This is a genomic window from Pseudomonas sp. PDM16 (assembly GCF_014851865.1).
In the GTDB taxonomy this organism is placed as follows: Bacteria; Pseudomonadota; Gammaproteobacteria; order Pseudomonadales; family Pseudomonadaceae; genus Aquipseudomonas.
The window spans coordinates 133,877-154,273 of sequence record NZ_JACVAM010000006.1 but is presented as its reverse complement, the minus strand read 5'-3'; the positions used below and the strand labels follow the sequence as shown (position 1 = coordinate 154,273).

General features: G+C 65.2%; 16 protein-coding genes. 12 read left to right on the top strand and 4 right to left on the bottom strand.

What is annotated here, in order from left to right:
- Positions 1-22: 22 nt before the first annotated feature.
- From IB234_RS20125 to IB234_RS20070, 12 genes are all read left to right on the top strand, one after another.
- A complete protein-coding gene (locus IB234_RS20125; RefSeq protein WP_192321310.1) occupies positions 23-721 on the top strand; it encodes a response regulator transcription factor in 699 nt (232 codons plus the stop codon).
- Positions 718-2,046 carry a sensor histidine kinase gene (locus IB234_RS20120; protein ID WP_192321308.1) on the top strand — a complete coding sequence of 443 codons (1,329 nt, stop codon included), beginning with the start codon at positions 718-720 and terminating at the stop codon, positions 2,044-2,046. Before IB234_RS20125 ends, IB234_RS20120 begins: the two co-directional genes overlap by 4 nt.
- An 87-nt stretch (positions 2,047-2,133) precedes the next feature.
- The gene (locus IB234_RS20115) at positions 2,134-4,083 is read left to right on the top strand and encodes a TonB-dependent receptor domain-containing protein (protein WP_192321306.1); all 1,950 of its coding nucleotides are present in this window, start codon (positions 2,134-2,136) and stop codon (positions 4,081-4,083) included.
- 368 nt (positions 4,084-4,451) lie between these two features.
- Positions 4,452-5,615: a type III PLP-dependent enzyme gene (locus IB234_RS20110; RefSeq protein ID WP_192321304.1), complete on the top strand. Its 1,164-nt coding sequence runs from the start codon at positions 4,452-4,454 to the stop codon at positions 5,613-5,615.
- Between the two features lie 370 nt (positions 5,616-5,985).
- Positions 5,986-8,214, top strand: coding sequence for a catecholate siderophore receptor Fiu (locus IB234_RS20105; RefSeq protein ID WP_192321302.1), 2,229 nt, complete (start codon positions 5,986-5,988; stop codon positions 8,212-8,214).
- Between the two features lie 66 nt (positions 8,215-8,280).
- Entirely contained in the window at positions 8,281-8,958 is a 678-nt protein-coding gene (locus IB234_RS20100) for a Fe2+-dependent dioxygenase (RefSeq protein ID WP_192321300.1), read from the top strand.
- 2 nt (positions 8,959-8,960) lie between these two features.
- A complete protein-coding gene (locus tag IB234_RS20095; protein ID WP_192321298.1) occupies positions 8,961-10,073 on the top strand; it encodes an alpha-hydroxy acid oxidase in 1,113 nt (370 codons plus the stop codon).
- 87 nt (positions 10,074-10,160) lie between these two features.
- Positions 10,161-12,713, top strand: coding sequence for a PepSY domain-containing protein (locus IB234_RS20090; RefSeq protein ID WP_192321296.1), 2,553 nt, complete (start codon positions 10,161-10,163; stop codon positions 12,711-12,713).
- A gap of 179 nt (positions 12,714-12,892) precedes the next feature.
- A complete protein-coding gene (locus IB234_RS20085) occupies positions 12,893-13,639 on the top strand; it encodes a 5-oxoprolinase subunit PxpA (protein WP_192321293.1) in 747 nt (248 codons plus the stop codon).
- Positions 13,636-14,310, top strand: coding sequence for a 5-oxoprolinase subunit PxpB (pxpB, locus tag IB234_RS20080; RefSeq protein WP_192321291.1), 675 nt, complete (start codon positions 13,636-13,638; stop codon positions 14,308-14,310). Before IB234_RS20085 ends, pxpB begins: the two co-directional genes overlap by 4 nt.
- The gene (locus IB234_RS20075; RefSeq protein ID WP_412547939.1) at positions 14,310-15,221 is read left to right on the top strand and encodes a biotin-dependent carboxyltransferase family protein; all 912 of its coding nucleotides are present in this window, start codon (positions 14,310-14,312) and stop codon (positions 15,219-15,221) included. Before pxpB ends, IB234_RS20075 begins: the two co-directional genes overlap by 1 nt.
- A 103-nt stretch (positions 15,222-15,324) precedes the next feature.
- Entirely contained in the window at positions 15,325-16,476 is a 1,152-nt protein-coding gene (locus tag IB234_RS20070; protein ID WP_192321287.1) for an ABC transporter substrate-binding protein, read from the top strand.
- A gap of 22 nt (positions 16,477-16,498) precedes the next feature.
- Here the strand turns inward: IB234_RS20070 and IB234_RS20065 are convergent, their stop codons facing one another.
- The 4 genes from IB234_RS20065 to IB234_RS20050 are packed head-to-tail and all read right to left on the bottom strand — an operon-like array spanning position 16,499 to position 20,389.
- The gene (locus IB234_RS20065; RefSeq protein ID WP_192321285.1) at positions 16,499-17,470 is read right to left on the bottom strand and encodes a peptide ABC transporter ATP-binding protein; all 972 of its coding nucleotides are present in this window, start codon (positions 17,468-17,470) and stop codon (positions 16,499-16,501) included.
- Positions 17,470-18,444: an ABC transporter ATP-binding protein gene (locus IB234_RS20060; protein WP_192321283.1), complete on the bottom strand. Its 975-nt coding sequence runs from the start codon at positions 18,442-18,444 to the stop codon at positions 17,470-17,472. The genes IB234_RS20065 and IB234_RS20060 overlap by 1 nt, the downstream gene beginning before the upstream one ends.
- A gap of 10 nt (positions 18,445-18,454) precedes the next feature.
- Complete coding sequence (locus tag IB234_RS20055; protein ID WP_192321281.1) at positions 18,455-19,366, bottom strand: ABC transporter permease subunit; 912 nt, start codon at positions 19,364-19,366, stop codon at positions 18,455-18,457.
- Between the two features lie 12 nt (positions 19,367-19,378).
- Positions 19,379-20,389 (bottom strand): ABC transporter permease subunit, encoded by a 1,011-nt coding sequence (locus IB234_RS20050; RefSeq protein WP_192321279.1) that lies wholly within the window; start codon positions 20,387-20,389, stop codon positions 19,379-19,381.
- Between the last annotated feature and the right edge of the window lie 8 nt (positions 20,390-20,397).

Genomic DNA, 20,397 nt, shown 5'->3' with positions numbered 1-20,397 from the left:
TTTAATGCTTCGGACTTCGCGCATGACCAGCCACCTGGCCCGCATCCTCATTATCGAGGACGACACCACTCTGTGCGCCCAGCTCGGCGAGCTGCTGCGCGGCCAGGGCTATGCCACCCGTTGCAGCCACCTGGGCGAGGACGGCCTGGTCATGGCGCTGGAGGAGCAGCCCGACCTGGTGCTGCTCGACGTGCTGCTGCCGGACATCAGTGGCCTGGTGGTGCTGCGCCGCCTGCGTGAACAGCAGCAGACGCCGGTGATCATGCTCACCGCCTGCGGCGCCGAGGAGGAACGCATCCGTGGTCTACGCCACGGCGCTGACGACTATCTGCCCAAGCCATTCAACATCACCGAGCTGCAACTGCGCATCGACGCGGTGCTGCGTCGCACCCGCCCGGTCGAGGCCTCCCGGGGCGGGCAGCCCAGCAGCCTGCAGGTCGATGAACTGCACCTGGACCGCCACGCCCAGCAGGCGCGGGTCGGCGAATGCCAGCTGACGCTGACGCCGATCCAGTTTCGCCTGCTCTGGCAACTGGTCAGCCAGCGCGGCGAGGCGCTGAGCAAGCCGTATCTGTATCGCGTGGTGCTGGAGCGCGAATACAGCAGCTACGACCGCGGCCTGGACATGCACGTCAGCCGCATCCGCCGGCGCCTGGTCGAGGCCGGCCTCGGCGCCGACCGCCTGCAGACCCTGCATGGCCGCGGGTACGCCTTCGCATGAAACGGCAACTGTTCTGGAAGCTGTGCATCGTCATCGCCGTCGGCAGCGTGCTGCTGTTCTGGCTGATCGCCCGGCTGGCCTGGCAGACCGAGGAGCGCATGAGCTTCATCGATGCCGAACACCAGCAGACCCTGCGCCACTATGGCGCCCAGGCCGAGGCTCTGTACCGGGCCGGCGATCACGATGCGTTGGCGCGCTGGCTGGCCACCCTGCAGGAACAGGAGCAGACCTGGGCGGCGGTGGTCGAGTCCGAGGTGCATCCGCTGGCCGGTAGCGTGCTCAACGAGCGCTTCACCGAGGGCTTCAGCCTGGGCCGCGACGTGTCCTGGAAGATCCACCTGTACTTCCCGGAGAACCCGATCATGGATCTGCCGTTCGCCGACGGCAAAACCCACTTCCTGATCATCCTGCCGCAGCGCATGCGCCCCGGCCTGTATTGGCACCAGGTCTGGCTGCTGCTGCAGTTCGTGGTGCCGCTGGCCATGTTGGTGGGCGTGTGCTGGCTGCTCTATCGCCACCTGATGCAGCCGCTTGGGCGCCTGGAGCAGGCGACCCGGCAGTTCGCCGAGGGCGGTTACGGCGTGCGCGTGCGCTCGTTGCTCGGCTCGCGCAACGACGAGCTGGCCAGCCTGGCGGCGACCTTCGACGCCATGGCCGAGCGCACCGGGCAACTGATCATTGACCAGCGCCAGCGCCTGGCCGATATGTCCCACGAGCTGCGCACGCCGCTGACGCGCATCGAGATGGCGGTCAGCCTGGCCGAGCAGGACCCGGGCAACGACCGCCTGCTCGAGCGCATCCGTGGCGAATGCGGCGAGATGCGTCGCCTGGTCGAGGATGCCCTGACCCTGGGCTGGCTGGAAAACGAGCGCCCTGAATTACGCGACGAGACCCTCGACCTCACCGAGCTGGTCGACAGCATCCTCGACGATGCGCGCTTCGAGTTCCCCGACCGCCGCCTGGTCGCCGAGTTGCCCGGCGAGGCACCATTGACTGGAACCAGCCAGCGAGCCCTGGGCCAGGCCATCGAGAACGTGGTGCGCAACGCCCTGGATCACACGCCACCGGGCGGCGAGGTGCGGGTGGCGCTGGAGCCTGGCGAGCGTGGCTTCCGCCTGATCGTCACCGACCAGGGCCCAGGCGTGCCGGAGCAGTGGCTGGAGCGCATCTTCCGCCCGTTCTTCCGCGTGTCCGGCGAGCGTGCCGGTTTTGGCCTCGGCCTGGCCCTGGCCGAACGCCAGGTGCAGGCCACCGGCGGGCGCATCCTGGCGCGCAACCTGGAGAGCGGTGGCCTGCAGCTGGAGCTGCAGTTGCCAGGCGCGTAACAGTTGTAAAAGTGATTTCCTCCCGCTCTGCTTGAGGCGAATATTTCTCAGTTGAGAAGAATTCACATCTGAAGTTGAGGCCAACCCATGCAGTACCGCCCCTTCCGTCTTTCCCTGCTCGCCGCCGCCCTGCTGGCCGCCGGCCTGGCCCAGGCCGCCGAGGTAGAAGACCCGGCCCTGGCACTGGAGGCCGTCGAGATCAGCGGCCAGACCGACCGCGCCGAGACGGTTGAGGTCGAGCAGCTGGAGCACTTCCAGGCCAACGACCTGCAGGACGTGTTCGAGTCCAACCCCGAGGTCACCGTCGGCGGTGGCGCCGGTGTGGCGCAGAAGCTCTACCTGCGCGGCATGGAAGACACCCTGCTGAACATCAGCATCGACGGCGCCCAGCAGGCCGGGCAGACCTTCCACCACACCGGGCGCATCGGCATCGAGCCGGAGCTGCTCAAACGCGCCGAGGTGCAGGCTGGCACCGGCGATGCCACCGCCGGCCCCGGCGCCCTGGGCGGCTCGATTCGTTTCGTGACCAAGGACCCGGACGACCTGCTGCGTGAAGGCGAGCAGGCCGGCGCGCTGCTCAAGAGCGGCTACTTCAGCAATGGCGAAGGCTACAAGACCAGCGCCAGCGTGTTCGGCCGCTTCAACGAGGACTGGTCGGCCCTGGCCGTGGGCAGCTACCAGGACCAGAACGACTACGAGAACGGCGACAACGACGACGTGTTCGGCACCGGCGCGCGGCAGAAGCTCGGCTACGCCAAGCTGGTCGGCAAGCTCAGCGAGGAGCAGACCCTGCGCCTGAGCTACGAGCAGCGCCACGACGACGGCGAGCGCACCCAGCGCCCGCAGTGGATCGTCAGCGGCTTCAATCCGCTGTACCCACTGAGCACCGAGCGCGAGACCTGGACCCTCAACTACGCCTTCCAGTCCAAGGACAACCCGCTGCTGGATGCTGAGCTGACCGCCTACCACACCGAGACCGAGCTGGAGCAGGACGGCCGCTTCGGCCTGTACTACGGCACCACCCGCAGCGACGGCTTCGACCTGCGCAACACCAGCCACATCGGCAATCACAGCCTGACCTACGGCGTCGACTACCGCGACGACAAGGGCACCCTCGGCCCGGCCGGCGACCGCTCGCTGGACAGCGAGACCGGCAACGTCACCGGCCTCTACCTGCAGGACGCCTACCAGGTCACCGAGCGCCTGCTGCTCGGTGCCGGGCTGCGCTACGATCGCTACGAGCTGGATGACCGCGACGAACAGAGCTTCGACGACGACGGCGTCAGCCCCAACCTTAGCCTGCGCTACCAGCTGACCTCGGAGCTGGCCCTGCTCGCCGGCTACGCCGAGGCCCTGCGTGGCCCGCAGGTGCGCGATGCGTTCAAGCTGGATTCCTCCGGCAACGATCCGGACCTCAAGGCGGAGAAGGCCAAGACCAGCGAAGTCGGCGCCGAATACCGCCTCGGCGGCCTGGAACTGTCGGCCAAGGGCTACGTCACCCGCATCGAGGACGCCATTGCCGACCCGCTCGGCCGGCCCAACCTGTACGTCAACGTCGGTGACCTGAAGAGCAAGGGCGTACTGCTGCAGAGTGCCTACCACTGGCAGCGCCTGAGCGTGGGCCTGAGCTATCACCACAACGACGCCCGCGTCGATGGCGAGCGCCTCAACGTCTACGAGTACAACGGCCTGGGCACCAGCATCGGCGATACTTGGACCACCTTTGCCGACTACCGCATGAACGACAACCTGTCGTTCGGCTGGCAGGGGCGCTTCGTCCAGGCCATCGATGGCCTCGACACCGGCGTCGGCGAAGTCGACAAACCGGGTTACGGCGTGCATGACCTGTACGCCGAATGGCAGCCGATGCAGGACGACCGCCTGGCGCTGACCCTGACCCTGAAGAACGTCTTCGACAAGACCTACCTGGATCACGCCAGCAACGAAGATTTCGAGCACATCACCGATTACGAAGGTGTGCGCGGCGCCGACGAACCGGGTCGTGAATTGCGTCTGGGCGTGGCCCTGCGCATCTGATTCATCAAGCTATGCCAAGGCCCGCCGGCACTCGCCCGCGGGCCTTTTTTGTGCAGCATTTCTAACGTTTCGTTTGGGATAAAAAACAATCAATCGGACAAGCGACAACCGAGTGCAAAACTGCGGCAACTTTTGATTGCTAACACGGAATCTTGGTCCTAAAGTTCGCGCCCGAACGCTCATGCTGGCAACGATCCATCCGGCTCAAGTACTGACGACGAGAGGCTTTTCGCGCTGCGAAGAGTCATCGGCGACATGCCTTGGGAAGTAGGCGAACCAAAGTGGGGAAACTGATCAGGCGTTCGCGGCTCGAACCTAGAGCCACTCCCTCTTTTCAATAATGTGTTTTGCCATATGGAGTCCCGAGCATGTCGATCAAGGTCGAAGACTATTTCGCACCCGAAACTTTCAAGCGCATGAAGGCGTTTGCCGATCAGCAGGAAACCCCCTTCGTGGTGATCGACAAGCAGACCATCGCCAATTCCTACGATCAGCTGGTCAACTGCTTCCCCTTCGCCAAGATCTACTACGCGGTGAAGGCCAACCCGGCCATCGAGATCACCGAGCTGCTGCGTGACAAGGGTTCCAACTTCGACATCGCCTCGATCTACGAGCTGGACAAGGTCATGAGCGCCGGTGTCGGCCCGGAGCGCATCAGCTACGGCAATACCATCAAGAAAGCCCGCGACATCCGCTACTTCTTCGACAAGGGCGTGCGCCTGTTCGCCACCGACTCGGAAGCCGACCTGCGCAACATCGCCAAGGCCGCGCCGGGCTCGAAGATCTATGTGCGCATCCTCACCGAAGGTTCGACCAGCGCCGACTGGCCGCTTTCCCGCAAGTTCGGCTGCAACCCGGACATGGCCCTGGACCTGCTGATCCTGGCCAAGCAGCTGGGCCTGGTGCCGTACGGCATCTCCTTCCACGTCGGCTCGCAGCAGCGCGACATCGACGTGTGGGACGCCGCCATCGCCAAGGTCAAAGTGATCTTCGAGCGTCTGAAGGAGGAAGACGGCATCACCCTGCAGATGATCAACATGGGCGGCGGCTTCCCGGCCAACTACATCCAGCGCACCAACGACCTGGAGACCTACGCTGAGGAAATCACCCGTTTCCTCAAGGAAGACTTCGGTGACGACCTGCCGGAAATCATCCTCGAGCCGGGCCGCTCGCTGATTGCCAACGCCGGCATCCTGGTCAGCGAAGTGGTGTTGATTGCGCGCAAGTCGCGTACCGCCGTGGAGCGCTGGATCTACACCGACGTGGGCAAGTTCAGCGGCCTGATCGAAACCATGGACGAGTCCATCAAGTTCCCGATCTGGACCGAGCGCAAGGGCGAGATGGAAGAAGTCATCATCGCCGGCCCGACCTGCGACAGCGCCGACATCATGTACGAGAACTACAAGTACGGCCTGCCGCTGAACCTGGCCGCCGAAGACCGCCTGTACTGGCTGTCCACCGGCGCCTACACCACCAGCTACAGCGCGGTGGAATTCAACGGCTTCCCGCCGCTGAAGGCGTTCTACCTGTAAGAGCCCTCCCGGTGCCACCTGCGCCCCGCCCCGGGGCGTTACGGTGTCTCCGATTCGGGAGCTGTTTCGCCAGGATACGGCTCCCGCGTCTCTCCGCCTTTACAAATGACCTCGCCTTGGACCGACTCGGTCTCTCGTTTTTCTGATATCGAATTTCGCTTCGGAAGCCAGATGTAGCCTGGCATTCAGGGTGTTTTGCGGACATTTCCCACCAATCTTGGGGCATAGGAATGTGACGAGAATTTGTCTCGTTTGTAAATATTTCGTAAACAGATTGCTGTAATTAATGCGAATTATTAGCATTCCGGCGCCTTGAGGTCGGAGGGTCATTTGGACTCGCGGCCTTTTCTTAAGTCAGGGGAGGGATGGAATGTCGATTCGCAGCCGTAAGCATCAGAAGAACAGGCAGTTGGCGGCACTGGTAGTCGCCGCGGTACCGGCCATGAGCATGAGCGTGCAGGCAGACGAGGTATCGAAGGACCTCAATCTGCCGGCCACCAGCATCACGTCCAAGGCCGAAGCCCAGTACCGCGTCACCAAGAGCGCGAACGCCAAGATGACGGAGCCGCTGCTGGACACTCCCAAGACCATTCAGGTCATCAACAAGGAAGTGATGCGCGAGCAGGGCGCCACCACTTTGATGGAGGCGCTGCGTAACACCCCTGGCATCACCATGCAGATGGGCGAGAACGGCAACACTGCGCTAGGCGACACTTTCATGATGCGTGGCTTCTCCACACAAAACTCCACCTTCGTCGACGGTGTACGCGACCTGGGGGCGATCACTCGCGACGTGTTCAACACCGAGCAGGTCGAGGTGGTGAAGGGGCCGTCCGGCACCGACAGCGGCCGCGGCTCCGCCTCCGGCTACATCAACATGGTCTCCAAGCTGCCGTCGCTGGAGAACAGCATCAGCGGCACACTCGGCTACGGTACGGCCGACAAGAAGGCCATCACCGCCGACATCAATCAGCAGATCGGCGATGGCTCGGCAGTGCGCCTGAACCTGGCGCGTCGTGATGGCGGTGTCGACGAGCGTGATTACGTCGAGAACACCAACTTCGGTGTGGCCCCGTCCATCGCGTTCGGTCTCGATGGAGATACCCGCGTTTACCTGTACTCCTACCATCTGCGCCAGGAGAACGTCCCAGATGGTGGTATTCCTGCCATCGGCATGGACGGTTACTACAACTCAAACCCGCTGCTGAACTCCGCACCCAAGGTCGATCGCGAGAATTTCTATGGTTCTCCGAGCGACTACGAGGATGCTCAGGCAGACATGTTCACCCTCAAGCTCGAGCATGACCTCAACGACGTGACCACCGTGCGCAACATTTCGCGCTGGGGGCGCTCCAGCATCGAGCGGGTGCTGACCGGTGCTTTCAGCATCACCGCGCCGACCACACCTGATCGCGGTACCTGGACCGTGACGCGCTCGCGCCAATACGGTGATCAGGCCAACGACGTGCTGGCCAACCTCACCAACCTGACTACCGAGTTCGACACCTTCGGCCTGCGCAACTCGCTGTCCAGTGGCATTGAGTTCAGTAAGGAAGAGCAACTGACCCGTACCGGCGCCGTTACTGGCCTGAGCACCACCCTGGCCAACCTGTACAACCCCAATCCGCATGACCAGATGGCCGATCCGTTCAAGACCGGCGCCCGAAACTCCGGGGAGACCGGCTCGGTGGCGGTCTATGTGTTCGATACGCTGCATTTCGACGAACAGTGGTCGATCAACGGTGGTCTGCGCTACGAAGACTACGAGACCGATTACAAGACACGGGCAGCCGACGGAGTCGTCACCAAGCTGGATGTGTCGGACCAGTTGTTGACCTGGAACGCGGGGGTGGTGTTCAAGCCGTTGCCCAATGGCAGCATCTACCTTTCCTACGCGGACTCGCAGACCCCACCCGGCAACAGCTTCACCATCAGCTCTGCCGCCGGCAACATCAACAACCCTTCGGCCGATCCTCAGGAAACCCGCCACGTGGAGCTGGGGACCAAGTGGGATCTGCTGGACGATCAACTGAGCCTTACGCTCGCGGCCTACCGCACCGAGAACGAAAACCAGGTCACCCAGGATGAGATCACCCTGGAAAGCATTCAGGAAGGTAAGACCCGTGTCGATGGCGTGGAGCTGGGCATGGTCGGCCAGATCACCGAGAACTGGCAGATCACCGCCGGCGTGGCGCACATGAAGACCAAGCAGCTCGATCAGCAGAGTGTGAACGCCACCACCGGCGTGGTCACCCAGACTTCCGGCGTGCGCTGGTCTCCGGAACTGACCGGTACCCTGTGGACCACCTACAAGCTGGGCAAGCTCACTCTGGGTGGTGGTGCTCGGTACGTGGATGAGCAGAAGCGCCTGATCACCTCGGGAACTGCCGTGAATGCTGCGACCACCTCGCTGGCTTATGTGCCTTCGTACTGGGTGGCCGATGCGATGGCGTCCTACCAGGTGAGTGAGAACGTCAATCTGCGCCTGAACGTGTACAACCTGTTCGACGAGGACTACTTCGATGTGAACAACGGGGGCACTCGCGTGCGTTATGGCGATCCACGCTCGGCCATGTTCACTACCGAACTGGCGTTCTGATCCCGCCTTGCTGTCGGAGCCCGCGCTGTGCGCGGGCTTCTTGCGTTCCGATTGAGGAGTTCCGCAATGCTGCTGCATATCCCCCAGGTCCTGGATCGACAGACGGTGATTCGTCTGCGAGAAGAACTGACCGCGCAGCCCTGGCAAGACGGCTGCGTCAGCGCCGGACCGCAGGCCAAGGGCGGCAAGGAAAACTTGCAGTTCCCTCCTGACTCGCCGGCCTATCCGGGGCTGGCTGGAGTCATCGCGGATGCGCTGGCCCGCAATCCCCTGTTCCAGTCGGCCGCGTTGCCCAGGCACGTCTTGCCGCCCATGTTCAACTGCTACCAGGGGGGCGGACGCTACGGGAATCATGTCGACAATGCGCTGCAGCGCGATCGTTTCAGCGGGTTGCAGGTGCGCACCGATGTGTCGACGACCGTGTTCCTCAGCGATCCGGAGGAATACGAAGGCGGCGAGCTGATCGTCGAGGACACCTATGGCGAACACGAGGTCAAGCTAGCGGCGGGTGATGCCATCGTCTATCCGGCCACCAGCCTGCACCGGGTCGAGCCGGTCACCTCGGGTATGAGGCTGGCGTCCTTCCTCTGGACCCAGAGCTGGGTCCGCGATGCCTGGCAGCGCAAGATGCTGTTCGACATGGACATGGCCATCATCAAGCTGCGCAGCCAATTGGGCGACAGCGACGAGGTCCTGAGCCTGACCAGCACCTATCACAACCTCCTGCGCCAGTGGGGGGAATGAGCATGCCTCTGCGGACACCGCTGACCTCCATTCCCGCCGATCTGGTCTGTGCGAGCGACTACCAGCGTTACGCTCGTGCGCATCTGGATACCAACGCGCTTGCCTATCTGGATGGCGGTGCCGCCGATGAGCTCACCTGCCACGCCAACCTGCAGGCCTGGCAGGAGTGGAGCCTGCTGCCCAGGGTGCTGCGTGACCTGCGCGGGGGGCATACGCGCTGCCAGATCATGGGTGACATGCTAGAGCACCCCGTGGTGCTGGCGCCGGTCGCCTATCAGCATCTGTTTCATGAAGAGGGCGAGCGGGCTGTCGCGCTCGCGGCAGGTGTCATGGGGGGAGCGGCCGTGCTCAGCTCGTTCGCCTCGACGCGACTCGAGGACGTCATCGAGTGCGCTACCGGGCCGCTCTGGTTCCAGCTCTACTGGCAGGGTGATGGCGAGACCACGTTGGCCCTGGCCGAGCGTGCCGCGGCAGCGGGTTATCGCGCGCTGGTACTGACGGTGGACGCTCCGGTAAGTGGCGTGCGCAATCGTGAACAGCGAGAGGGCTTCAAGCTGCCGCCGGGTGTCTCCGCGGTCAACATCGTCGACCCCGCGCGCCCGGTCGAACTGGTTGCCGGTGCCAGTCCGGTGTTCGACGGCCTGCTGGCTCAGGCCCCGCGCTGGGATGAGGTGGCCTGGTTGTGCCGGCATAGCCGCTTGCCGGTGTTGCTCAAGGGGATTCTGCATCCGGCCGATGCGGAACTCGCTATGCGTTCCGGTGCTGCGGGGGTAGTGGTGTCCAACCATGGTGGCCGGGTTCTGGACAGCCAATTGACAGCCTCTCGCATGCTTCCGGCAATTCGCCGGGTGCTCGGTCGTGATGCGACGCTGCTGGTGGATGGCGGCATCTGTCGCGGTACCGACGTCCTCAAGGCCATCGCTCTCGGAGCGGATGCGGTGATGGTGGGCCGTCCCTATATATATGCACTGGCAGTGGCGGGTTCGCTGGGGGTCGCACATCTGCTGCGTGGCCTGCGCGAGGAGCTGGAGATGGCCATGGCGTTGTGTGGGTGTCGCACGCTGGCGGATATCGATGACCAACTGCTGCTATCGGCGCGTGACGGGACAAGGTAAAGACTGGGTAAAACCATCCATCTGCAAATGCTTCCTATCTAGAATCGCACCACCCCGGGCCTCGACCCGTTGTCCAAGGTAGTCATCGTGTTCAAGAAAGTCCTTTTCCAACTGCACTGGTTCCTCGGGATCAGTGCGGGTCTGGTGCTCGCCATCATGGGGGTGACAGGCGCCCTCTACAGCTTCGAGGGCGAGATCATGCAGGCGCTCAACCCAGCTACCCTGCGCGTCGAGGTCCGCGAAGGCGGCACCCTGGCACCTGGCGAGCTGGTGGAGAAGATCGAGAGGGTAAGTGGCGACAAGGTGTCGGGCCTCTGGGTGGAGAATGGCAGCGGCAGTGCCGCTCGGGTTTTCTTCACACCCCCCCCAGGCGAACGGCGCGGTCCGATGCGCTTCTTCGATCCCTATACCGGTGAGCTGCTTGGCGAGCCGGCCGGTCAGGGCTTCTTTCGTTTCATCCTGCAGTTGCATCGCTGGCTCGCCATGGGTGATGCAGGTAAGCAACTCACCGGTGCGAGTACCCTCGCGCTGATCTTCTTCTGCCTGTCCGGCCTCTATCTGCGCTGGCCGCGCAAGGCCCTGAACTGGCGTATCTGGTTGACGTTCGATTGGGCCAAGAAGGGGCGAGCCTTCAACTGGGACCTGCATGCCGTGGCGGGAACCTGGGTGCTGCTGTTCTATCTCTGCGCCGCGTTGACCGGATTGTTCTGGTCCTACGACTGGTATCGGTCGGGGCTGACCGGTCTGCTCTCCGACGCGCCGGCCGGACAGCAGCGCCAGCGTGGCGAAGGGCGCGGGCAGAACCAGGGAGGCCGGGGTGGCGAGTCTCCCGCCGGACCGCCACTGGTGGTCGACTACGACGCACTGTGGCGTGGCGTCCAGCAGGCAGCGGGACCGGAGATGGTGGCGTGGAACCTGCGTCTGCCCCCGGCCGCCGGTCAGCCGGTCAGCGTGTCCTATCTGCTGGACGATGCACAGCACCCGCGCGCGGCGAACCAGATACAGCTCGAGCCGCTCACGGGGCGGGTCATTCGCCACGAGCTCTTTAGCGACAAGCCGTTCGGGGCCCAGCTGCTTGCCAGCATCTATGCTCTGCATGTCGGCGAATACTTCGGCCTGCCGGGGCGCATCCTGATGATGCTGGCCAGTGCCGCCATGCCGGTCTTCTTCGTGACCGGTTGGCTGCTCTACCTGGATCGGCGGCGCAAGAAGCGTGCGGTCAAGGCGGCGCGTGGTGCTCTGGGGGAAGCAGCCTCGGCAGACGGCTGGCTGGTTGGCTTCGCCAGCCAGAGTGGCTTCGCCGAACAGCTGGCCTGGCAGACTGCCGGCCAGTTGCAGGCTGCCGGTCTGGCGGTGCGCGTCGAGCCGTTGGCAAAGCTGGACGAGTCCAGCCTGCAGCAGGCAAGGCGCGCACTGTTCGTGGTCAGCACCTTCGGCGACGGAGAGGCCCCGGACAGTGCCCGTGGTTTCGAGCGCAAGGTGCTGGATGGCTCGCTGGCGATGCCGCACCTGAGTTACGCCGTGCTGGCCCTGGGGGATCGCCAGTACCAGCAGTTCTGCGGCTTCGCCCGCCGACTGGGCGACTGGTTGTCGCGTCAGGGGGCGCATCGGCTGTTCGACTCTATCGAGGTGGACGGGAGCGACAACCTGGCGCTGCAGCAGTGGCAGCTGCAGCTCGGTGAGCTGACCGGGGCGGTACCATTGGCGACGACGGGGACGTCCTGGGACAGCTGGACCCTCGCGTCTCGCTTGCTGCTCAATCCTGGCAGCCAGGGGGCGCCGACCTATCTGCTTGGCCTGGCAGCGCCTTCGCCGCGGGACTGGAAGGCGGGCGACATTCTGGAGGTCCTGCCCCGTCATCCGCTGGAGCGGGTGGGGGCGTGGCTGCAGCGCCATCAGCTCGACGGCTTTACTCAGGTGGATGTCGATGGGGTGGCCATGAGCCTCGCCGAGGCGCTGCGTGACCGGCTGCTCCCGGACAGCTTCGCTCATCTGGTCGGCCTGCATGCCCAGGCACTGCTGGAGGCGCTGGTGCCGCTTGGCACCCGGGAGTACTCCATCGCATCCGTTCCCAGTGACGGCGTGCTGGAGCTGATCGTACGCCAGGAGCGGCGCAGCGACGGCAGTCTTGGCCTGGGCTCCGGCTGGCTCACCGAGTATCTGCCGGAGGGGGGGCTGGTGCTGGCGAAACTGCGGCGCAACAGCAGCTTCCACCTGCCGGACGACGGCCGCCCGTTGATCATGATCGGCAACGGTACCGGTCTGGCCGGCCTGCGCTCACTGCTGCGTGCCCGTATCCTCGCTGGCCAGCCGTACAACTGGCTGCTGTTCGGCGAGCGCAATCGTGCTCACGACTATTACTGCGCTGCCGAGCTTGACGCGGCATTGGCGTGCGGCGACCTGCAACGTCTCGATCTGGCCTTCTCCCGCGATCAGCAGGAGAAGGTCTACGTGCAGGACCTGCTGCGCCAGCAGGCCGAGGAACTGCGCCGCTGGCTGGCTGACGGCGCCGCTCTGTACGTCTGCGGCAGCCTGGAGGGCATGGCCGGCGGTGTCGACGCGGTGCTGCACGAGCTGCTCGGTAGCGAAGCAGTGCAGGCGCTGGTGGAAGAGGGGCGTTATCGCCGCGACGTTTACTGAGGTGTCTGGGCGGTCCGGGTAGTGCGGCCTGTCCTCCTCGGGAGATGGTCGCCTCGCCTGTGGGCTGGCTCAGTCCGGTGGATTGCGCGCAGAATCGCGCCTGTATCGTCGTCGGGACTGCGTTGACCGGAACCGCGTCGAGCCGCTAGCGATAACGACAACAGACCACAGGCGTACCGATGACTCGACGAATCCTGCTCAACTGTGACATGGGTGAAAGCTACGGGGCCTGGAGCATGGGCGACGATGAGCACGCCATGCCATTGGTGGACCAGGCCAACCTGGCCTGCGGCTTCCACGCCGGCGATCCGCTGATCATGCGGCGCAGCGTGGCACTGGCCGTCCAGCACGGGGTCGGCATCGGCGCCCATCCCTCCTATCCCGACCTGCAGGGGTTCGGTCGCCGCCACATGAGTTGCACCCCGGACGAGGTCATGGCAATCGTGCTGTATCAGATAGGTGCGCTGGACGCATTCTGTCGTGCGGCCGGCGCCCAGGTCTCCTACGTCAAGCCGCATGGTGCGTTGTACAACGATCTGGTTCGCGACGATGCCTTGTTCGAGGCAGTGCTGGCCGCCTGTTCTGCCTATCGACGCGGCATGCCGCTGATGACGCTGGCCCTGGCCGACAACTCCCGCGAGCGGCGTCTGGCCGAAGCGGCCGGCGTGCCGCTGCTGTTCGAGGCGTTCGCCGATCGTGCCTATCTGGCCGACGGCCAGTTGGCTCCTCGGCGCCTGGCTGGTGCGGTGCACCATCAGCCCGAGCAGATACTCGAACAGGCTCTGGCGATCGCAGCGGGCGAGACCTTCGCGGATATTGATGGCAAGCCCCTGCAGCTGCGAGCTGACAGCCTCTGCGTGCATGGCGACAATGCCGAGTCCCTGGCCGTCCTGCGCCGCTTGCGAGCGCAATTGGACGCTCTGTGATTCGTCTCGAACCCGCTGGTGCCGATGCTCTGCTTCTGGTGTTGGCCGAAGAGCCAGCCCCCTACCTGCCTCTGCGCATAGCCGCCCTGGCCGACCGCATTCGGCGTGATCTGGGGCCGTTGCTCATCGATCTGGTGCCCGGCTGGACCAGCCTGTTGCTGCACTACGATCTGATGCGCATCGACCATCTGCAACTGATCGAACGCATGGCACCTCTGCTGGATGCCGGTTCGAGCGAGCCGGTGGCGGGCGATATCGGTTGTTTGCATGAGATTCCCGTGTGGTACGCCGGTGAAGACCTCGCCAGCGTGGCTCAGTCCTGTGGACTCTCCTGCGCACAGGTGATCGATTTGCACAGTGCCGCCGAATACCGGGTCGGCGCCATCGGCTTCGCACCTGGGTTCGCCTATCTCGGCGAGCTGGACGAGCGGCTGGCGCTGCCTCGGCTGTCCACGCCGCGGGCGCGGGTGCCGGCGGGCAGCCTGGCAATCGCCGAGCGGCAGACCGCCATTTATCCGCAGGCGTCACCAGGAGGCTGGCATCTGATCGGCCTCTGTCCCTGGCGGTTGTTCGACCCCGCACGAACGCCACCCTGCCCATTGGCACTGGGGGATCGAGTGCGCTTCCGGCCAGTCGACGAGACGACCTATCGCCGGGAGGCCAGAGTGTGATCGGGCTGCAGGTCATCAAGCCAGGCCCCTTGAGCCTGATACAGGATGGCGGTCGCAGTGGCTGGCAGCATCTGGGCGTCTCGCCCGGCGGACCGATGGACTGGCAGGCGGCCGCCTGGGCCAATCGCCTGGTCGACAATCCCTGGGGCAGTGCCTTGCTGGAGGTCGCCCTGGGGGGCGTGGAGCTGGAATGCCGGGTATCAACCTGGCTGGCGCTGACCGGTGCCGACGCACCGGTGGAGCTGGACGGCTCGCCGCTGTCTGCCTGGTCACGCTTTGCCGTTCATCCAGGTCAGCGGCTGCGCATCGGCTTCGCTCGCTCGGGCCAGCGTTTCTACCTGGCGGCGGCCGGTGGTTTCGCCGTGTGCGCAGTGCTGGGCAGTGCCTCCACGCACGTGCGTGAAGGCATGGGGGGATTGGCTGGTGATGGTGTTGCCCTGCGCGAAGGCGACGTTCTGGCATGCGCCGAAGCCAGTTTTCCAGGCGTGGCCAGTGTCCCCTGGCGCTACCGTCTTAGCGCCGAAGCACCTCTGCGTGTGATCCTGGGTAGCGACTCCGCGGATTTCTCCGGCGAACAGCTGGATGCCTTTTTCTCACGCCCCTGGCATCTCACGCCCAGGTCCGACCGCATGGGCGCACGCCTCGCCGGAGAGGGGCTGGTTGCGCCAAGTCGCGAATGGTCGCAGGGGGTGGCGCGGGGTGCAATCCAGGTTCCACCGGATGGCCAGCCGATCATCCTGCAGGCCGACCGGCAGACGATGGGCGGCTACCCAACCATCGGCTGGCTCTACCCTCGCGATTCGTGGCGTCTGGCCCAGATTCCACCGAACAGCCCGCTGCGCTTTGCGCGCGGCAACCTGATCGAAGCCCAGGCCGAGCTGCGCAGCTTTTACAACTTCTTCGGCCGTTGAGTAGGATCGGTGATGCATGCACCGAGGTCTTCGACCAGACTCGTGCAAGATGAACGTTCCGACCATCGCCCCAATGAATCCAATAAGAAACGGCCTCGCACCCATGCCTGAACTGTTTACTGCCGTGTTGCCGCAGCGATTGTGCATCCTGTTGGTGCTGCTCCTCGGCGTATCCCCGCTGAGGGCCGAGGTTGGGGTCGAGGCAGACAGCATTCGACTGGGGATGGTCAACGCACAGAGTGGCCCGGCGGCGGGGTTGGGAAGAGGGATGTATCTGGGGGCAAGCGCTAGCTTCAACCGGCTGAATGCCACTGGTGGTGTGCACGGGCGAGACATCGCGCTGATCCTGCGTGACGATGGCTACGAGCCTTCACGCACCGTCTTGGAGACGAAGGCCCTGCTCGATCCGCCTTCGGTGTTCGCTCTCTTTGGTTATGTGGGAACCCCTACCTCGCGGGCCGTGCTGCCGATGGCCATGGAGCACAGGGTGCCGTATCTGTTCGCCTTCTCCGGAGCGGAGGCACTAAGGGCTCCGTTGCATCCAAGGGTGTTCAATATCCGCGCTTCGTATTTTCAGGAGGCGGCCACTCTCGTCGACTACATGGTCGATGACCTGAACATTCGCCGGGTTGCCTTGCTGATGCAGGACGACTCCTTTGGTGAGACGGTCAAGGGCGGCCTGATCGGGGCGTTGGCGGGGTACGATCTACGCCTCTCCGCCGAGGCGAGAATGCCGCGCAATTCGCTCGAGTTGGCAGCGCCGGTCGAACTGCTCCGCAAGACCTCTCCTGAGGCAGTGTTCTTCGTCGGCACCTATCAGCAGCTGGTAGTGGCGATCCGGCAGGCCAAGGCCGCTGGGCTCCAGGCGCGATTCTTCACGGTGTCCTTCGTCGGTCCCGATGACTTCATCGAGAAGGCCGGTGCTGACGGAGAGGGCGTTTACATCAGCCAGGTCGTGCCATCGCCTGATGATGTGACGCTCTCCCTGGTTCGCCGCTATCGTGCCGACTTGCGCGGCGCCCGCCCAGGCTACGCGTCCCTTGAAGGCTACATCGCCGCCGAGGTTCTGGGGCGAGCCCTGCGCGAAGCGGGAGCGCAGACGAGCAGGGACGGGCTGGTGAAAGCACTCGAACGCTTCGATGAGGACCTGGGTGGCTTCCGGGTGACCTTCTCTCCCAGAGATCACCAGGGCTCCGATCTGGTGTTCCTGACGCGGGTGGAAGGCGGCCGGGCTGTCGAAGTAGAGAGTCGCTGAGGCTGTTTTCTCCGCCGATGGGTCAGTGTTCGATCATCTCCGCATGGTGGCAGGCCACCTGGCGGGCTTCGACCAGGCGCAGCTCCGGCACTTCAACACGGCAACGCTCGGTCGCGTGCGGGCAGCGGCGGTGGAAGGCGCAGCCGGGCGGCGGGTCGAGCGGGTTGGGCAGCTCGCCGGCGATCTTGATCTTCGGCTTGGCCGGGTCCGGGTGGATCGCCGGGGTGGCCGAGAGCAGGGCGCGGGTGTAGGGATGCAGCGGCCGCTCGTAGATCAGCGCGGCCGGGCCCATCTCGGCCGGGCGGCCGAGGTACATCACCAGCACGTCGTCGGCCACGTGCTGCACCACCGCCAGGTTGTGCGAGATGAACACGTAGCCGGTCTGGTATTGCTCCTGCAGATCCATGAACAGATTGAGCACCTGGGCCTGGATCGACACGTCCAGCGCCGAGGTCGGCTCGTCCGCCACCAGCACCTTGGGCTGCAGCATCATGGCGCGGGCCAGGGCGATGCGCTGGCGCTGGCCACCGGAGAACATGTGCGGGTAGCGCTGGTAGTGCTCGGGGCGCAGGCCCACCTGCTGCATCATGGTCTGCACCTTCTCGCGGCGCTCGGCGCGAGACAGGCTGGTATTGATCAGCAGCGGCTCGGCCAGCTGGTCGCCGATCTTCTGCCGCGGGTTGAGCGAGGCATAGGGATTCTGGAACACCATCTGCACGTCGCGGCGCAGCTGCTTGCGCTGGGCCTTGTCGGCGCCGGCCACCTCCTGCCCGGCGATCTGCAGGCTGCCGGCGCTGGGCTCCTCGATCAGGGTCAGGGCGCGGGCCAGGGTCGACTTGCCGCAGCCGGACTCGCCGACCACCGCCAGGGTCTTGCCGGCTTCCAGCGAGAAGGACACGCCGTTGAGCGCGCGCACCAGGGCATTGGCTTTGAACAGGCCGCGGGAGATCTCGTAGTGACGGGTCAGCTCGCGGGCCTCGAGGACGATGCTCATCAGGCCACCTTCGCGGTCAGGTTGAGGGGGTAGAAGCAACGCACCGCGCCGCGCACGTGCGGCTCCAGCGCCGGCCGCTGCTCGCGGCAGTGCGGCTGGGCGTAGGGGCAGCGCGGCGATAGCAGGCAGCCGACGGGGCGGTCGTAACGGCCGGGCACGATGCCGGGCAGGGTGGCCAGGCGCTCGGCGCCCAGGCTGTGCTCGGGAATGGCCTTGAGCAGCGCCTCGGTGTAGGGGTGGGTCGGGGCGTCGAACAGGGTCGGCACGCTGCCGATCTCCACCGCTTGCCCGGCGTACATCACGCACACGCGCTGGGCGGTCTCGGCGACCACGGCCAGGTCGTGGGTGATCAGCACCAGGCCCATGCCCTCGCTGCGCTGCAGGTCCAGCAGCAGGTCCATGATCTGCGCCTGGATGGTCACGTCCAGCGCCGTGGTCGGCTCGTCGGCGATCAGCAGCTTGGGTTCGGCGGCGATGGCCATGGCGATCGCCACGCGCTGGCTCATGCCGCCGGAGAGCTGGTGCGGGTAGGCATCGAGGCGGCTAGCGGCGCCGGGAATCTCGACCCGCTCCAGCAGCTGCAGGGCGCGCAGGCGGGCGGCGCGGCCCTTGAGGCCGAGGTGCTGGCGCAGCACTTCCTCGATCTGGAAACCGACCGTGTAGCTGGGGTTGAGCGCGGTCATCGGATCCTGGAACACCATGGCCAGGTCCTTGCCCACCACCTTGCGGCGTTGCCGGCCCTTGAGGGTGAGCATGTCGTGGCCGGCGAAGCGCAGGCTGTCGGCGCGCACGATGCCGGGGGCGTCGATCAGGCCCATCAGGGCCATCATGGTCACCGATTTGCCGGAGCCGGACTCGCCGACTATGGCCAGTACTTCGCCCTTGTCCACGGACAGGTCGAGGCCGTCGACCACCGGAATGGCATCGGCCGCGCCGAAGCGCACGCTGAGGTTCTTGATATCGAGAAGGCTCATGGCGGGCTCCTTACTGCGCATTCTTCAGTTTCGGGTCGAGCGCATCGCGCAGCCCGTCGCCCATCAGGTTGATCGCCAGCACGCTGAGCAGGATGGTCAGCCCCGGCAGCGACACCACCCACCAGGCGCGTTCGATGTAGTCGCGCGCCGAGGCCAGCATGGTGCCCCACTCGGGCGTCGGCGGTTGCACGCCGAGGCCGAGGAAGCCCAGGGCCGCCGCGTCGAGGATGGCCGAGGAGAAGCTCAGGGTGGCCTGCACGATCAGCGGCGCCATGCAGTTGGGCAGCACGGTGACGAACATCAGCCGTGGCAGGCCGGCGCCGGCCAGGCGCGCGGCGGTGACATAGTCGCGGCCCAGCTCGCCCATCACCGCGGCGCGGGTCAGGCGCACGTAGCTGGGCAGCGAGACGATGGCGATGGCGATCACCGTGTTGATCAGGCCGGGGCCGAGGATGGCGACGATGGCCACGGCCAGCAGCAGCGAGGGCAGGGCCAGCATGATGTCCATCAGGCGCATGATCGAGGGGCCGAGCAGGCGCGGGAAGAAGCCGGCGACCAGGCCCATGAGGATGCCGGGGATCAGCGACATCAGCACCGAGGCCAGGCCGATCATCAGCGACAGGCGCGCGCCGTGGATCAGCCGCGAGAGCAGGTCGCGGCCCAGCTCGTCGGTACCGAGCAGGAAGCGCGCCTGACCGCCTTCCAGCCAGGACGGCGGGGTGAGCAGGGCGTCGCGGAACTGCTCGCTGGGGTCGAAGGGCGCCACCCAGGGCGCGAACAGCGCGCAGAACACGATGACCAGCATGAACAGCAGGCCGCCGACGGCGCCCTTGTTGTGGGCGAAGGCCTGCCAGAATTCCTTCAGCGGCGAGGGGTAGAACAGTGCCTGCTCGGTGGCGGGCACGGCGTTGGATTGAGTCATGTGCGGGCCTCCTTAGCGTTGATGGCGAATGCGTGGGTTGACCAGGCCGTAGAGGATGTCCACGACGAAGTTAACCAGGATCACCAGGCAGGCGATCAGCAGGATGCCGTTCTGCACCACCGGGTAGTCGCGGGCGCCGATGGCCTCGATCAGCCACTTGCCGATGCCCGGCCAGGAGAAGATGGTCTCGGTCAGCACGGCGCCGGCCAGCAGGGTGCCGACCTGCAGGCCGAACACGGTGAGCACCGGGATCAGTGCATTACGCAGGCCATGCACGAACACCACACGAGCCGGGGACAGGCCCTTGGCGCGGGCGGTGCGGATATAGTCCTCGCGCAGCACTTCGAGCATCGCCGAGCGGGTCATCCGTGCGATCACCGCCAGCGGAATGGTACCGAGCACGATGGCCGGCAGGATCAGGTGCATCAGGGCGTCCTTGAACGCGCCTTCCTCCTCGCTCAGGAGCGTATCGATCAGCATAAAGCCGGTCTTGGGTTCGATGTCGTAGAGCAGGTCGATGCGCCCGGAGACCGGCGTCCAGCCCAGGTACACGGAGAAGAACATGATCAGCAGCAGGCCCCACCAGAAGATCGGCATCGAATAGCCGGCCAGCGACACGCCCATCACCCCGTGGTCGAATAGCGAGCCGCGCTTGAGCGCGGCGATTACCCCGGCGATGACTCCGATCATGCCGGCAAATAGCAGGGCCGCCAGGGACAGTTCCAGGGTCGCCGGGAACAGGGTGAGAAACTCGTCCCACACGCCCTCGCGGGTGCGCAGCGATTCGCCCAGGTCGCCCTGGGCCAGCTTGCTGATGTAGTCCAGGTACTGGGCCGGCAGCGGCTTGTCCAGGCCCAGGCGGTGCATGGCCTCGGCATGCATCTCGGGGTCGACGCGGCGCTCGCCCATCATCACTTCCACGGGGTCGCCGGGGATCAGACGGATCAGCGCGAAGGTCAGCAAGGTGACGCCGAAAAAGGTGGGGATCAGCAGCCCCAGGCGTCTGGCGATAAAGGACAGCATTGCGTTGT

Bases quoted from the DNA above. Each gene is read 5' to 3' on its own strand.
- IB234_RS20060 (WP_192321283.1), bottom strand. From the start codon at position 18,444: ATGAGCCTTCTCGATATCAAGAACCTCAGCGTGCGCTTCGGCGCGGCC.
- IB234_RS20125 (WP_192321310.1), top strand. From the start codon at position 23: ATGACCAGCCACCTGGCCCGCATCCTCATTATCGAGGACGACACCACT.
- IB234_RS20105 (WP_192321302.1), top strand. From the start codon at position 5,986: ATGTCGATTCGCAGCCGTAAGCATCAGAAGAACAGGCAGTTGGCGGCA.
- IB234_RS20110 (WP_192321304.1), top strand. From the start codon at position 4,452: ATGTCGATCAAGGTCGAAGACTATTTCGCACCCGAAACTTTCAAGCGC.
- IB234_RS20065 (WP_192321285.1), bottom strand. From the start codon at position 17,470: ATGAGCATCGTCCTCGAGGCCCGCGAGCTGACCCGTCACTACGAGATC.
- IB234_RS20100 (WP_192321300.1), top strand. From the start codon at position 8,281: ATGCTGCTGCATATCCCCCAGGTCCTGGATCGACAGACGGTGATTCGT.
- IB234_RS20095 (WP_192321298.1), top strand. From the start codon at position 8,961: ATGCCTCTGCGGACACCGCTGACCTCCATTCCCGCCGATCTGGTCTGT.
- IB234_RS20085 (WP_192321293.1), top strand. From the start codon at position 12,893: ATGACTCGACGAATCCTGCTCAACTGTGACATGGGTGAAAGCTACGGG.
- IB234_RS20115 (WP_192321306.1), top strand. From the start codon at position 2,134: ATGCAGTACCGCCCCTTCCGTCTTTCCCTGCTCGCCGCCGCCCTGCTG.
- IB234_RS20070 (WP_192321287.1), top strand. From the start codon at position 15,325: ATGCCTGAACTGTTTACTGCCGTGTTGCCGCAGCGATTGTGCATCCTG.
- IB234_RS20120 (WP_192321308.1), top strand. From the start codon at position 718: ATGAAACGGCAACTGTTCTGGAAGCTGTGCATCGTCATCGCCGTCGGC.
- IB234_RS20055 (WP_192321281.1), bottom strand. From the start codon at position 19,366: ATGACTCAATCCAACGCCGTGCCCGCCACCGAGCAGGCACTGTTCTAC.
- IB234_RS20050 (WP_192321279.1), bottom strand. From the start codon at position 20,389: ATGCTGTCCTTTATCGCCAGACGCCTGGGGCTGCTGATCCCCACCTTT.